Source organism: Plantactinospora sp. WMMC1484, assembly GCF_049315195.1.
Taxonomy (GTDB): Bacteria; Actinomycetota; Actinomycetes; order Mycobacteriales; family Micromonosporaceae; genus Plantactinospora.
The window spans coordinates 7,506,106-7,520,750 of record NZ_CP186055.1 but is presented as its reverse complement, the minus strand read 5'-3'; the positions used below and the strand labels follow the sequence as shown (position 1 = coordinate 7,520,750).

The following is a 14,645-nucleotide window of genomic DNA, read 5'->3' as shown; positions in this document are numbered from 1 at the left end:
GAAGAGATCGTCGTGCACGCCCGCCGTTTGCTACGAGCCTGCCGAGGTGTCTCGCTGTCGCCTCGAGCGCGTCCGCCGCGCTGCCGGCCGGCCACTGCGCAACTCGTCCCGATGCTCCCGGGTGGTCTCCACCATCCCGCCGAGAAACCGGTGCACGGCTGCTGTCCTTCCTCTTCTTGGTCGCCCTCGGCGTCGACTACAACATTCTCCTCTCCACCCGGGCCCGGAAGGAGGCGGTCGGGCAGGGCACCCGGCGCGGCATGTTGACCGCCCTCGCCGCCACCGGCGGGGTCATCACCAGCGCCGGTACCCTGCTCGCCGCCGTCTCCGCGTGCTCGGCGTGTTGCCGCTGGTCACCCTGACCGAGATCGGCATCGTCGTCGGGGTGGGCGTGCTGCTCGGCACGCTGCCCGTGCGTACCCTGCTGGTTCCGGCGATCGCGACCGGACTCGGGGAGCGGTTCTGCCGGCCGGGACGACCGCACCGGACCGCCCCGGCCACTCGACCCGAGCGGGTGTTGCAGCGTCGAGCCCCGGTGAAGGTGCTGTTGCGAATATATTTAGTCTTCTTTATAGTTCGACGACAATTGATGGCTTGCCATGTGCTGGCCGAGCTGGCACCGTCGAGCGTCGGAGGAATCGTGAGGCGTACCCACAGAAAGCTCCTGCTGTCCGGACTCGTCGCGGCGGCTGCGGCGGTCACGGCGGTCGCCACGCTGCCGGTGACGGACGTCGCCGCGCGGGCGGCCGCGACCCCGACCGCATCGTTCGCGAAGGTCTCCGAGTGGGGCTCGGGGTGGGAGGGCCGCTACACCATCACCAATGGCGGCAGCACCACCATCACCTCCTGGCAGGTGCGGTTCGACCTGCCGGCCGGGACCACCGTCGGCTCCCACTGGAACGCGACGCTGACCAGCAGCGGCCAGCGGCACACCTTCGGCAACGTCTCCTGGAACGGCCGGATCGCCCCGGGCGGCACCGTGACCTTCGGCTTCATCGGTAACGGCTCCGGCGCGCCGACCGGCTGCCAGCTCAACGGCCAACCGTGCGGCGGCGGCACCGGGCCCACCCCGACCCCGACGGCGACGCCGACCGGCGTACCGCCGACGGTCCCGCCGGGCGGCGTCACCCCGGTCGCGGCAAACGGCCAGCTCCGGGTCTGTGGCCGGCAGCTCTGCAACGCCGCCGGCAAGGCGATCCAGTTGCGCGGGATGAGCACGCACGGTCTCCAGTGGTACGCCGACTGCGCCACCGCCGCCTCGCTGGACGTGCTCGCCCGACAGTGGCAGGCGGACGTGCTGCGGATCTCGATGTACATCCAGGAGGGCGGCTACGAGACCGACCCGCGCCACTACACCGACCTGGTGCACAACTACATCGAGATGGCGACCACCCGGGGCATGTACGCGATCGTGGACTGGCACATGCTGACCCCCGGCGACCCGAACCACAACCTGGAGCGGGCGCGCACCTTCTTCGCCGAGATCGCAGACCGGCACCGGGCCAAGAACAACGTGATCTACGAGATCGCCAACGAGCCGAACGGGGTGGCCTGGAGCGCCGTCAAGAGCTACGCCGACCAGATCATCCCGGTGATCCGCAGTCGCGACTCCGACGCGGTGGTGCTGGTCGGCACCCCCGACTGGTCCTCGCTCGGCGCCTCCGGCAGCGGCGGCGGCGCCGACGTCATCGCCGCCAACCCGGTCGACGCCGGCAACATCATGTACGTCTTCCACTTCTACGCCGCCTCGCACGACGACTACTACCTCGACACGGTTCGCAGCGCGGCCGACCGGCTGCCGCTCTTCGTCACCGAGTTCGGCACCCAGGACTACTCCGGCGACGGGCCGAACGACTTCGTGATGGCCCAGCGCTACCTGGACCTCTTCGCCAGCCGGAAGATCAGTTGGGTGAACTGGAACTTCTCCGACGACTTCCGCTCCGGTGCGGTCTTCACCACCGGCACCTGCGCGGCCGGCGCGTTCGGCGACACCGCCCGGCTGAAGGAGGCCGGGCGCTGGATCCGGGACCGGATCCGCACCCCCGACGACTTCTGACGCCGGTCGCCACAGGCCAGACGCCTCCCACACCTCACCCCCGGCCGGGACCTTCGACCCGGCCGGGAGTGCGGACCGGCCCTGCCTCGCCTCCCGCCCCCGGAGCAGGTTGGGGGCAGGAGGATAGGAGGCGCCATGAAAGCGCTTGTGTACGGCGGCCCGGGGCAGAAATCCTGGAAGGACGTTCCCGAGCCCACGATCACCGACCCCGGCGACGCGATCATCAAGGTGGAGACCGCGACGATCTGCGGCACCGACCTGCACATTCTGGCCGGCGACGTCCCGGCGGTCGAGCCCGGCCGGGTGCTCGGGCACGAGGCCGTCGGCACCGTCGTCGACGTCGGTTCCGGGGTCAGCGGCCTGCGCGAGGGCGACCGCGTCCTGGCATCCTGCATCTCGGCGTGTGGCGTGTGCCGCTACTGCCGCAGCGGCAGCTACGGGCAGTGTCTCGGTGGCGGCGGCTGGATCCTCGGCCACCGGGTCGACGGGGTGCAGGCGGAGTACGTTCGACTGCCCTTCGCCGACCTGTCGACGTACAAGCTGCCGGCGAACGTCACCGACGAGGCCGCCGTGATGCTCGCCGACATCCTGCCCACCTCCTACGAGGTGGGTGTGCTCAACGGCCGGGTCCGGCCCGGCGACACCGTGGTGGTGGTCGGGGTCGGGCCGATCGGGCTCGCCGCCGTGCTGACCGCCCGGCTCTACTCCCCGGCGCACATCGTCGCGGTCGACCGGGCGGCGAGCCGGTTGCAGGCGGCCAAGCAGTTCGGGGCGGACATCGCGGTCAGCGCCGACGAGGATCCGCTGGAGGTCGTCCAGGCCGTCACCGGTGGCCTCGGCGCGGACGTGGTGCTGGAGGCCGTCGGCACGCCGCAGTCGTTCGAGACATGTACGACGCTCGTCCGTCCCGGCGGCCGGGTGGCCAACATCGGCGTGCACGGAAAGCCGGCGACGCTGCACCTCGAAGACCTCTGGATCAAGAACGTCACGATCACGACGGGACTGGTCGACACGTACTCGACGCCGGATCTGCTCACCATGCTGGCCGCCGGGCAGCTCGACGTCGGCCAGATCATCACGCACCGCTTCCCGCTCGGGGACATCATGGCGGCGTACGACGTCTTCGCCAGGCCGGCCGAGACCGGTGCGCTCAAGGTCGTGCTCTCCGCCGGCTGAGCGTCGGGCGACCGGTGACGGGCAAGCGGCGGGCCCCGACGCTCATCGGGGCGGGGGCCCGCGGCTCGCGTCGGACGGCGGCTAGTCGAGCCGAGCAGGAGGCGACCCCGGCCGAACGCATCGGGGTCGGCAGGCGGCCCCGGCCGAACGCGTCGGGGTCGGCGGGCGGCCCCGGCCGAACGCGTCGGGCCGGCAGCGGTCGGCGGCAACGGCCGATGGCCCCGGACGTCCGGGCCACCCGGCCCTGCCCGACCCAGGGCCGGAAGGCGTGCCATGGAGGGGGAGACCTGCCGTTGCGGTGGGGCGAGTTCGCCGTGAGGAGAGAGGCAATGCGGAACTGGACGGTACGGGACGTCATGACCACCGAGGTCGCCGCCGTGCCCGAGGACGCCACCTACCGGGCCGTGGTGGATCTTCTCGCCGCGCGCGGGATCAGCGCGGTGCCCGTCGTCGACGTGGCGGGCAGGGTCGTGGGGGTGGTCTCCGAGGCCGACCTGGTCTACAAGGTCGAGTTCGCCGGCGCCGTGGCCCGGCGGCGGAAGTACCCCACCCGGCGCCGGTCGCCGCGGGAGAAGGGTGGAGCCCGGGTGGCGGGCGAGCTGATGAGCTCGCCGGTGGTGACCACCGGTCCGCAGACCTCGCTGCACGCCGCCGCCCGGCTGATGACCGAGAAGGGCGTGAAGCGGCTGCCGGTGGTGGCGGAGGACGGCACCCTGATCGGGATCGTCTCCCGTGCCGACCTGCTGAAGGTGCACCTTCGCCCCGACGAGGAACTGCGGCACGACATCGCGGACGGGCTGCTGCTGCGGACCCTGTGGCTGGAGCCGCTCGCGGTCGAGGTCGCGGTCGACGGCGGCCTCGTGACGCTTCGCGGTCGTCTCGACCGGCGCAGCCTGGCCGAGCTGACCGTCAAGCTGGTCGCCGCCGTGCCCGGCGTGGTCGGTGTCGAGGACCACCTGGCCTACGGCCTGGACGACGTCGAACCGCCCGGCTCCCGGCGGAACCGGGCCGTCCCGTCTCGTCCCGCATAGCGCCTGACGTGCCGCGGCCCCGCCTGCCGGCCGGACGTGGTTGTGTTCCTGTCCGCCCTGCAGGCGGGACCTTCGCCCCTTGGGCCGTCGGGCGGAGCCGGCAACGCTGGAGTTGCGGAGGCCCGCTCTGCCGACACAGTGGAGGAACGAGATGACCTACCGGATCGCGGTCAACGGGTTCGGCCGGATCGGCCGCAACTACCTGCGGGCACTACTGGACCGGCGTCTCTTCGACGACGGCTTCGAGGTGGTCGCCGTGAACGACCTGTGGGAGCCGGCCGCCCTGGCCCACCTCCTGGCCTACGACTCCACGTTCGGCCCGCTCGACGCCGAGGTCAGCGTCGACGGTTCGGCGATCCTCGTCGACGGGCGCCGGATCGAGACCTCCCGGGAACGGGAGCCGGAGCGGCTGCCCTGGGCGCAGTTCGGTGTCGACCTCGTGATCGAGGGGACCGGGAAGCTGCGTACCCGGGACGCGGCGGCCGGCCACCTCAAGGCCGGCGCCCGGCGGGTGCTGATCTCCGCGCCGGCCAAGGACGTCGACGCGACGATCGTGCTCGGTGTCAACGAGTCGACCTACCACCCGCGACAGCAGGTGATCTCCGCCGCCTCGTGCACCACCAACTGCGCGGCGCCGATGGTCAAGGTCCTGCACGACGCCTTCGGCGTGGCCCGGGGCTACCTGACGACGGTGCACGCGTACACGAACGACCAGGCGGTGCTGGACAGCCCGCACAAGGATCTGCGCCGGGCCCGGTCGGCGGCCGTCAACATCATCCCGACCAGCACCGGTGCGGCCAAGGCCATCGGTCTGGTGCTGCCCGCCGTCGCCGGGCGGCTGGACGGTGTCGCGCTGAGGGTGCCGGTGGAGGACGGCTCGGTGACCGACCTGACCTGTGAACTCGACGTACCCGCCACGGTGGCGGAACTCAACGACGCGTTCGCCACGGCCGCGGACGGCCCGCTGCGCGGCGTGCTCCGCTACACGGACCGGCCGATGGTCTCCCGGGACGTCGTCGGCGACCCGGCCTCCTGCGTCTTCGACGCCGCGCTCACCCAGTCGGCGGGGGCGCTGGTGAAGGTCTTCGGCTGGTACGACAACGAGTGGGGCTACGTCAACCGTCTCGTCGACCTCACCTCCCTGATCGCCGGTAAGGACTGACGGCAGGCGGTCGGGCCATTGGTCCCTGGGCGGTCGTGGCGCACCGAGGTGCGATTGAGGAGACTGCGGTCGGAACGAGCACCACGATGTGAGTGTTGGTGCGCGCATCCTGCGCGCTACGGAAGTCGGGCTCGGTCGTCCCACCGAGCCCGACGGCGTCGTCACGGCGAAAGGGGAGACCCATGAACCGCACCCGCGACCTGCTAGCCGAGCACCCGTTCGTCGCCGGGCTGGCCCCGGACCGGGTGGACCGGCTCGCCCTCTACGGCCATCCGGTGTACCGCAACCGTGGCTACCGGCTCTTCGCGAGCGGACGACCGGCGACGCGGTTCTGGTTGCTGCGCACCGGGGAGGTGGCGCTGGACCTGCACACTCCCGGCCGTGGCGACGTGGTCATCGAGAACCTGCGGGGCGGTGACGTACTCGGCTGGTCCTGGCTCTTTCCGCCGCAGCGGTGGCAGTTCGGCGCGATCGTGGTCGAGCCTATCCGGGCGATCGAGTTCGACGCTCCCGGTGTCCGGTCCCTGATGAACGACGACAGCGGGTTCGGCTACGAACTCACCCGACGGTTCACCGCCGTGATGCTCGACCGGCTCCAGGCCACCCGCACGCGCCTGCTCGACCTCTACGGCTACTCGACGGCGGAGCCCGCCGGCTGACGGACCCTCCGGCGGGTGGCGAGGACCACGAGGCCGGGAACCGTCGCGACCGCGACGCAGGCCGCCAGCTCGGCGGCGGAGAGCGCCGCGGTGCCGAGCAGGTCGCGCAGCGGCGGCAGCAGTATCCCGGCCAGTTGCAGCAACGCCGAGACCAGTACCGCCGGGGCGAGGGCGTGGTTGCGCGGACCGCCGGGCCGGCGGGGCGCCCGGACTGCGAGGGCGATGCCGAGTTGCCCCAGGCCCAGCACCACGAAGACGACCGACTGCCACGGCCGGTCCAGCGCGTGGGCCCCGAGACCGACCGCCAGGACGACGGCGGCGAGCAGCGCACCGGTCAACAGCACCCCGCGCAGCAGCCCGGCACCGAGCACCGACTCCTGCGGCGGGCGGGGTGGCCGGCGCATGATGCCCGGTTCGGCGGGCTCCGCGCCGAGCGCCACCCCGGGTACGCCGTGGGTGAGCAGGTTGATCCAGAGGATCTGGGCCGGCAGCAGCGGCACGGCCAGCCCGAGGAACGGGCCGGTCAGCATCACCAGGATCTCCGCGACGCCGCCCGCGAGCGCGTACCGGAGGAACCGGCGGATGTTGTCGTAGATGCGGCGCCCCTCGGCGATCGCGGCGCCGACGGTGCCGAGGTTGTCGTCGACGAGTACCAGGTCGGCGGCCTGCCGGGCGACCGCGGTGCCGCCGCCCATCGCGACCCCGATGTCGGCCCGGCGCAGCGCCGGGGCGTCGTTGACCCCGTCACCGGTCATCGCCACCACGTGGCCCCGGGACTGCAGGGCCGCGATGATGTCCAGTTTCTGTTCGGGCTGGATGCGGGCGAAGACCCGGGCGTCCCCGACCGCGCCGCCGCCGTCCCGGGGGACCGTCCCGTCGTCGCCGAGGACGATCCCGTCGCCGAGGACGATCCCGTCGCCGTGCCGCCAGATCCCGAGCTGGCCGCCGATTGCGGCGGCCGTGGCCGGGTGATCGCCGGTGATCAGCACCAGCCGGATGCCCGCCTCGGCGAAGGCGGCCGCGGTCTCCGGCGCCGCCGACCGGACCGGATCACCGATCCCCACCAGCCCGGCCGGCCGCAGCCCGCTGACCGTCCGCGGATCCGGGGGCGTGTCGAACGTCGCGGTGGCGACCGCGAGGACGCGAAGTCCGTCGGCGGCGAGCCGGGCGGCGTGCTCCAGCACCTCGGGCGAACTCTCGGGTGCCAGCGGTGCGGCCAGCACCGACTCCGGCGCACCCTTGCACACCACGAGATATCCGGTGTCCGGGCGGCGGTGCACCGTCACCATCCGGCGGGTCTCCTGCTCGAACGGCAGCTCGGCGACGCGGGGCCACGCGGCACGCTCGGCATCCCGGTCCAGGCCGGCCCGGCCGGCGAACGCGACCAGCGCGGCCTCCAGCGGGTCACCAACCGACGTCCAGCGCGGGCGGTCGGCGGTCGGTGCCGCCAGTACGGCGTCGTTGCAGAGCAGCACGGCCCTGGCCAGGTCCCGCACGGCAGAGTCCGGGCGCACCACCACCGCCTCCGCGTCGTCGTAGAGTTCGCCGTGCGGGTCGTATCCGTTGCCGCGTATCCGGTAGGCGGTCCCGTCGGAGCTGAGTACCTGCTGCGCGGCCATCCGCCCCTCGGTGACCGTGCCGGTCTTGTCCGAGGCGACGACGGTGACCGAGCCGAGCGTCTCCACCGCGTGCAGCCGCCGGGGGATCGCCCGGGTGGCGGCCATCCGGCGGGCGCCGAGCGCCAGGGCGAGGGTGACCACGGCGGGCAGCGACTCCGGCACCGCCGCGACGACCAGGCTGACCGCGGTCACGGCCATCTCCACGACCGCCTGCCCACCGACCACCCCGATGACGAAGACGGCGGTCGACAGCACCACCGCCGCCAGTCCCAGGGCGCGGCCGAGCCCGGCGAGCCGGCGTTGCAGCGGAGTGGGTGCGGGCCGGGTCGTCGCCACGAGGGTGGCGATCCGCCCGAGGGCGCTGGCCGGACCGGTGCGGACGACGGTGCCGGTGGCGCGCCCGGTGACCACGACCGTGCCGGCGTACGCCTCCGCGCCGGCCGAGCGGGCGACCGGGACCGACTCGCCGCTGAGCGCCGCCTCGTCGAGCTGGAGCCGGTGCGCCTCCGCCAGCAGCAGGTCGGCCGGCACGACATCGCCCGGTTCGAGGTGCACCAGGTCGTCCCGGACCAGCTCGTCGGCGGGTACGACCAGATGCCGGCCGTCCCGCTCGACCCGGGCGGTCGGTGCGGCCATCCGGTCCAGCGCGGCGATTGCCCGGTCTGCCCGCATCTCCTGCACCACCCCGATGGTGGAGTTGACGATGACGACCAGCGCGATCACGGCGGTGTTCGAGTGGTCGCCGAGCGCCGTGGTCACCACGGCGGCGGCGACCAGCAGGGCGACCAGCGGATCGCTGAGCTGGTGCGCGATCCGGCGGGCCAGATGCCGGCGGACCGGCGCCGTCACCGTGTTCGGCCCGTCGGTGCGGAGCCGGGCCGCTGCGTCCTGCGCCGTGAGCCCTCGGGGAGTCACGGGTGCGATGGTGGGGGCCATGCCTCCAGCCTGCGGCCGAGTCCCCTTCCGCGGCAGGGCCGGCCTGCTGGGCGATCCGGGACCTTGGACCTTTGATCAGACGGCGGGGTGCCTTCAGAAGGTGACCAGGCCGTGGGCGCGGAACTGGTCGCGTACCCGGTCCAGCAGCTCGGGGGAGGGCGGCGGGGTGTCGGCGAGCGGGAACCGCAGTCCGAGGGCGGCGTACTTGGCCGCGCCGAGCCGGTGGAACGGCAGCACCTCGACCCGCTCGACGGTGGCGAGCGCGGCGGCGTGCCGGGCCACGGCCGCCACGTTGGCCGGCGCGTCGGTCAGGCCGGGCACGAGGACGAAACGGATCCACATCCGGTTGCCGCGCTCGGCGAGCCGCCGGGCGAACCGCAGGGTCGGGGCCACCTCGCCGCCGGTCACCCGCTGGTAGGTCTGCGGATCGCCGGACTTGATGTCGAGCAGGACGAGGTCGGTGGCGTCGAGCAGCGCGTCGTCGGCGCGGTCGCCGAGGGCGCCGGAGGTGTCGAGCGCGGTGTGCAGGCCGGTCTGCCGGGCGCGGCGCAGCAGCGCCCCGGTGAAGGCGGGCTGGAGCAGCGGCTCACCGCCGCTGACGGTGAGGCCCCCACCGGCGACCCGGATGAAGCGGGTGAACCCCGAAACCACCGTCCACAGTGAATCGACGTCGGTGCGTTGTGCCGGCCGCATCCGCCAGGTGTCCGGGTTCTGGCAGTAGCGGCAGCGTAGGGGGCAGCCGGCCAGGAAGACCACCAGCCGGGTGCCGGGACCGTCCACTCCGGTCGAGATGTCCCAGGAGTGCACGGCCCCGGTGGCCGTTCGGGGGACGGTGGTCCCGGTGATGGTGGTGCTCACAGCGATCCGTGAAAGGTACGGGAGATCACGTCGCGCTGCTGCTCGGGCGTGAGCCGGACGAAGTTGACCGCGTAGCCGGAGACCCGGATCGTGAGCTGCGGGTAGCGTTCGGGGTGGGCCATCGCGTCCTCCAGGGTGGCCCGGTCGAGCACGTTGACGTTCATGTGGTAGCCGCCCGCGTCGGTGTAGCCGTCCAGCACACCGACCAGGTTGCCGACCTGCTCCTGCCGGCTGCGGCCGAGGCCGTCCGGGGTGACGGTGCTGGTCAGCGAGATCCCGTCCCGGGCGCTCGCGTACGGCAGCTTCGCCACCGAGAGGGCGGCGGCGACCAGCCCGTGCCGGTCGCGGCCGTTGCCGGGGTTCGCACCGGGCGCGAACGGCTCGCCCGCGCGCCGCCCGTCGGGCGTGTTGCCGGTGTGCCTGCCATAGACCACATTGGACGTGATCGTCAGCACCGACAGTGTCGGCTCGGCGCTGCGGTACGTCGGCTGCCGGCGCAGCCTCGCCATGAACGCCTCGACGAGCCAGACGGCGATGCTGTCGGCGCGGTCGTCGTGGTTGCCGTAGCACGGGAAGTCGCCCTCGACGGCGTAGTCGACCGCCAGACCGGATTCGTCGCGCAGTACCTTCACCCTGGCGTGCTTGATGGCGGAGAGGCTGTCGACGGCGACGGAGAGCCCGGCGATGCCGGTGGCGAGGAAGCGGTGCACCGGATAGTCGTGCAGCGCCATCTCCAGCCGCTCGTAGGCGTACCTGTCGTGCATGTAGTGGATGACGTTGAGCGCGTCGACGTAGGTGGCGACGAGCCAGTCCAGGGTCTTCTCGTACGCCGCCACGACCTCGTCGTAGTCGAGGACCTCCCCGCCGACCGGCGTCGTCGGCGGAGCCACCTGCGCCCCGGTCAGCTCGTCCCGCCCGCCGTTGATGGCGTAGAGCAGCGCCTTGGCCAGATTGGCGCGGGCACCGAAGTACTGCATGTCCTTGCCCACCCGCATCGCCGAGACGCAGCAGGCGATCGCGGTGTCGGTGCCGTACGCCGGGCGCAGCAGCTCGTCGTTCTCGTACTGCACCGCGCTGGTGTCCAGGGACACCTGGGCGCAGAACCGCTTGAACCCCTCGGGCAGGGCCGGTGACCAGAGCACGGTCAGGTTCGGTTCCGGTGCCGGGCCGAGGTTGTAGAGGGTCTGCAGGAACCGGAACGTGGTGCGGGTGACCAGGGTCCGGCCGTCCTTTCCCATCCCGCCGAGCGCCTCGGTGATCCAGGTCGGATCGCCGGAGAAGAGCTGGTCGTACTCGGGCGTACGCAGGAATCGGATGATTCGCAGCTTGATGACCAGGTCGTCGACGAGTTCCTGCGCCGTCTGCTCGGTCAGCCGCTCCTCGGCGATGTCCCGCTGGAGGTAGACGTCGAGGAAGGTGGCGGTCCGGCCGAGCGACATCGCCGCGCCGTTCTGCTCCTTGGTCGCCGCCAGGTAGGCGAAGTAGAGCCACTGGACGGCCTCCCGGCCGGTGGTCGCCGGGCCGGCGATGTCGTACCCGTAGCCGGCCGCCATCTGCTTCAGCTCCTCCAGCGCCCGGACCTGCTCGGCCAGCTCCTCCCGGTCCCGGATGATCGTCGGGGACGAGGGGAATCCGTCCAGTCGGGCCCGGTCGGCGAGCCGGCTGGCGATGAGCTGGTCGACACCGTAGAGCGGCACCCGGCGGTAGTCGCCGATGATCCGCCCCCGGCCGTAGGAGTCGGGCAGCCCGGTGATGACGTGCGAGCGGCGGGCCCGGCGGACCGCGTCCGGGTAGGCGTCGAAGACCCCGTCGTTGTGCGTCTTGCGGTGCCTGGTGAACGTCTCCTCGACCTGCGGGTCCAGGGTGTAGCCGTAGGCGGCGAGGGCGCTGGCCACCATGCGGATCCCGCCAGCCGGCATGATCGCCCGGCGCAGCGGCGCATCGGTCTGCAACCCGACGACCAGCTCCCGGTCGCGGTCGAGATAGCCGGGGGCGTGCGAGGTGATCGTCGACGGGGTGCGCGGGTCGACGTCGTAGACGCCGCGACGGCGTTCCTCGGCGAAGCGCGGCCCGAGTCCGTCCCACAGCTCGGTGGTCCGTGCCGTCGGGCCGGTCAGGAAGGTGGCGTCCCCCTCGTACGGGGTGTAGTTCTGCCGGATGAACGCTTCCACGTCGATCCGGTACCGCCAGTCGTCGCCGACAAATCCGCGCCAGGCGTCGAGCATCGTCATGGCGTCGAGCATGGTCATGGCGTCGAACATCGTCATGGTCTCCTCCGACCGGGCGGCTCCAGACTCTCGTTTCCGGCAGTTCCAGCCTCGGCCGCCGACGCCGACCCTGGCAGGGCCGGAAGTCCTGAAAGGAAGGGCCCCCGCTTATCGTTTTCTGTTGTAGCGGGGGCCCTTCCTAACACCTGTGGCGTTGGCGCCGGTCGGTCCCGTCAGCGGCTGTCGACGGTCGGCTCCGCCGGTGAGGCGAGCGCGGCGCGGCCGGCCTCCAGCCGGGCGATCGGGATCCGGAACGGCGAGCAGGAGACGTAGTCCAGGCCGGCGCCGTGGAAGAACCGGATCGAGTCCGGGTCGCCGCCGTGTTCGCCGCAGACCCCGATTGTCAGGTCGGGTCGGACCGCCCGGCCCTCGTCGACGGCGATCCGGACCAGCCGCCCCACCCCGCTCGGGTCGATGGACTCGAACGGCGAGACACCGAAGATGCCCAACTCCAGGTAGCGGGGGAAGAACGCCCCCTCCGCGTCGTCCCGGGAGAAGCCCCAGCCGAGTTGGGTCAGGTCGTTGGTGCCGAACGAGAAGAAGTCGGCCGCCCCGGCGATCTCGCCGGCGGTCAGCGCCGCCCGGGGTACCTCGATCATCGTGCCGATCGGGATCCGGGGCAGATCGGTCCCGTCGAGGATCCGCCGCGCCTCGACGCGTACCGCCTCAAGCTCCTGGACGGTGGCGACCAGCGGCACCATGATCTCGGGCCGGGGCGACAGCCCCCGGCCGGCGCACTCGGTGGCGGCCTGTGCGATCGCCCGGACCTGCATGGCGAAGAGCCCCGGTACCACCAGGCCGAGCCGGACCCCGCGCAGCCCGAGCATCGGGTTCTCCTCGTGCATCCGGCGCACGGCGGCGAGCAGGGCGCCGTCCCGTCCCGGATCGTGCCCGAGCGCCTCGGCGCGAGCCACCCGGGCGGTCAGTTCGGGCAGCGGCGGCAGGAACTCGTGCAGCGGCGGGTCCAGCAGCCGGATCGTCACCGGCAGCCCGTCCATCTGCTCGAAGATCTCCACGAAGTCGGCGCGCTGCAACGGCAGCAGTGCGGCCAGCGCCGCCTCCCGCTCCTGCTCGCCGTCGGCGAGGACGAGCGCCTCGACCAGCGCCCGGCGCTTGCCGAGGAACATGTGCTCGGTGCGGCAGAGCCCGATGCCCTGGGCGCCGAACCGCCGCGCCCGGACAGCGTCCGCGCCGGTGTCGGCGTTCGCGTGCACTTCCAGCCGCCGCAGCCGGTCGGCGTGCGCCATCAGCCGTCCTACGGCGTCGAGCAGCGCGTCCTCGCCGGCCGCCGTCTCGCCCTGGAGGTGGCGCAGCACGGGCGAGGCGTGTACCGGCACCTCCCCGGGGAAGACCTCCCCGGTCGCGCCGTCGATCGAGACGACGTCGCCCTCGCGTAGCACCGTGCCGCCGACGGTGAACCGCCCGGCCTCGGTGTCGACGTCCAGCGCGTCGGCGCCGCAGACGCAGGTCCTGCCCATCCCACGGGCCACCACGGCGGCATGACTGGTCTTGCCGCCCCGCGAGGTGAGGATGCCCTGTGCGGCGATCATGCCGGGCAGGTCGTCCGGGCTCGTCTCGCGCCGGACCAGGATGACCGGCTCGCCGTCGGCCGCGCGGCGCGCGGCGCGGGCCGCGTCGAAGACCACCCGCCCGCTCGCCGCGCCGGGCGAGGCCGGTACGCCGACCGCGAGCGGCGCGGGCGCGGCCGTACGGTCGAAGCGCGGGAACATGAGCTGGGCCAGTTGGGTGCCGCTGACCCGGCGCAGTGCCTCGTCCAGGTCGATGACGCCCTCGTCGACGAGTTGCGCCGCGATGATGAACGCCGCCGCCGGGGTGCGCTTGCCGACCCGGGTCTGCAGCATCCAGAGCCTGCCGCGCTCGATGGTGAACTCGATGTCGCAGAGATCGCGGTAGTGGTGCTCCAGTTTGTCCATAATGGAATTGAGTTGGTCGAAGCTGCTCGGGTCGATTCGTTCCAGCTCCTGCAACGGCACGGTGTTCCGGATCCCGGCGACGACGTCCTCGCCTTGGGCGTCGGCCAGGTAGTCGCCGTAGACGCCGCGCCGCCCGGTGGCGGGGTCGCGGGTGAAGGCCACCCCGGTGCCGGAGTCGGAGCCGAGATTGCCGAAGACCATCGCCATCACGTTCACGGCGGTTCCGAGGTCCTGCGGGATCCGCTCCTGCCGCCGGTACAACACCGCCCGCCCGGTGTTCCAGGAGGCGAAGACCGCCTCGATCGCCAGGTGGAGCTGCTCGCGTGCCGACTGCGGGAACTCCCGGCCGGTGTGGTCGACGAAGACCTTCCGGTAGACCTCGACCAGGTGTCGCAGGTCCGGCTCGCCAAGCTCGGCGTCGGTGGCGACCCCGGCGTGCGACCGGTGCGCGGCGAGTTCCCGCTCGAAGGCGTCGGCCGGCACCCCGCACACCGTCCGGCCGAACATCCCGATCAGCCGCCGGTACGAGTCCCAGGCCGCGCGCGGGTCCCCGGTCTGCCCGGCCAGCCCGCGCACGGTCACGTCGGTCAGGCCGATGTCCAGGACCGTCTCCATCATCCCCGGCATGGAGAACTTCGCGCCCGAGCGCACCGAGAGCAGCAGCGGGTTGCGGGGGTCGCCGAGCGTCCGGCCCGCCCGCCGTTCCACCTTCCGCAGCTCGGCGTCGACCTGGTCGACGAGTCCCGCCGGCACCTCACCGGTGCTCAGGTACGCCCGGCACGCCTCGGTGCTGATCGTGAATCCGGGCGGCACGGGCAGGCCGAGCCGGGTCATCTCGGCGAGGTTCGCGCCCTTGCCACCCAGCAGATCCTTGAGGTCCTTGCCACCCTCGCTGAAGTCGAACACGTACCTGGGCATCACCGGCCGCCTCTCGTCGGGTCGACGTG

At 72.4% G+C, this 14,645-nt stretch carries 10 protein-coding genes; 6 read left to right on the top strand and 4 right to left on the bottom strand.

Features of this window, described 5'->3' with window-relative positions; translation table 11 throughout:
• The first annotated feature begins 176 nt into the window (after positions 1–176).
• The 6 genes from ACN28C_RS32305 to ACN28C_RS32280 all read left to right on the top strand — a co-directional run bounded on the left by ACN28C_RS32305 (position 177) and on the right by ACN28C_RS32280 (position 6,084).
• The gene (locus ACN28C_RS32305; protein WP_422771263.1) at positions 177–362 is read left to right on the top strand and encodes an MMPL family transporter; all 186 of its coding nucleotides are present in this window, start codon (positions 177–179) and stop codon (positions 360–362) included.
• Positions 332–2,056, top strand: coding sequence for a cellulase family glycosylhydrolase (locus ACN28C_RS32300; RefSeq protein WP_422771262.1), 1,725 nt, complete (start codon positions 332–334; stop codon positions 2,054–2,056). Before ACN28C_RS32305 ends, ACN28C_RS32300 begins: the two co-directional genes overlap by 31 nt.
• A 135-nt stretch (positions 2,057–2,191) precedes the next feature.
• Positions 2,192–3,232, top strand: a complete 1,041-nt coding sequence (locus ACN28C_RS32295) for a zinc-dependent alcohol dehydrogenase family protein (protein ID WP_422771261.1) — start codon at positions 2,192–2,194, stop codon at positions 3,230–3,232.
• A 329-nt stretch (positions 3,233–3,561) separates the two neighbouring features.
• Entirely contained in the window at positions 3,562–4,263 is a 702-nt protein-coding gene (locus tag ACN28C_RS32290) for a CBS domain-containing protein (RefSeq protein ID WP_422771260.1), read from the top strand.
• 151 nt (positions 4,264–4,414) lie between these two features.
• Positions 4,415–5,425: a type I glyceraldehyde-3-phosphate dehydrogenase gene (gene gap / locus ACN28C_RS32285; RefSeq protein WP_422771259.1), complete on the top strand. Its 1,011-nt coding sequence runs from the start codon at positions 4,415–4,417 to the stop codon at positions 5,423–5,425.
• A gap of 182 nt (positions 5,426–5,607) precedes the next feature.
• Complete coding sequence (locus tag ACN28C_RS32280; protein ID WP_422771258.1) at positions 5,608–6,084, top strand: Crp/Fnr family transcriptional regulator; 477 nt, start codon at positions 5,608–5,610, stop codon at positions 6,082–6,084.
• Here the strand turns inward: ACN28C_RS32280 and ACN28C_RS32275 are convergent.
• The 4 genes from ACN28C_RS32275 to ppdK all read right to left on the bottom strand — a co-directional run bounded on the left by ACN28C_RS32275 (position 6,057) and on the right by ppdK (position 14,616).
• On the bottom strand, positions 6,057–8,639 hold the full coding sequence (locus tag ACN28C_RS32275; protein ID WP_422771257.1) for a cation-translocating P-type ATPase: 2,583 nt from the start codon (positions 8,637–8,639) through the stop codon (positions 6,057–6,059). The two genes, ACN28C_RS32280 and ACN28C_RS32275, sit on opposite strands and share 28 nt — an antisense overlap.
• 93 nt (positions 8,640–8,732) lie before the next feature.
• Positions 8,733–9,497, bottom strand: a complete 765-nt coding sequence (gene pflA, locus ACN28C_RS32270; protein ID WP_422771256.1) for a pyruvate formate-lyase-activating protein — start codon at positions 9,495–9,497, stop codon at positions 8,733–8,735.
• Positions 9,494–11,728 (bottom strand): formate C-acetyltransferase, encoded by a 2,235-nt coding sequence (gene pflB, locus ACN28C_RS32265; protein WP_422774887.1) that lies wholly within the window; start codon positions 11,726–11,728, stop codon positions 9,494–9,496. Before pflB ends, pflA begins: the two co-directional genes overlap by 4 nt.
• Positions 11,729–11,937: 209 nt before the next feature.
• Positions 11,938–14,616 carry a pyruvate, phosphate dikinase gene (gene ppdK, locus ACN28C_RS32260; RefSeq protein WP_422771255.1) on the bottom strand — a complete coding sequence of 893 codons (2,679 nt, stop codon included), beginning with the start codon at positions 14,614–14,616 and terminating at the stop codon, positions 11,938–11,940.
• Positions 14,617–14,645: the final 29 nt, after the last annotated feature.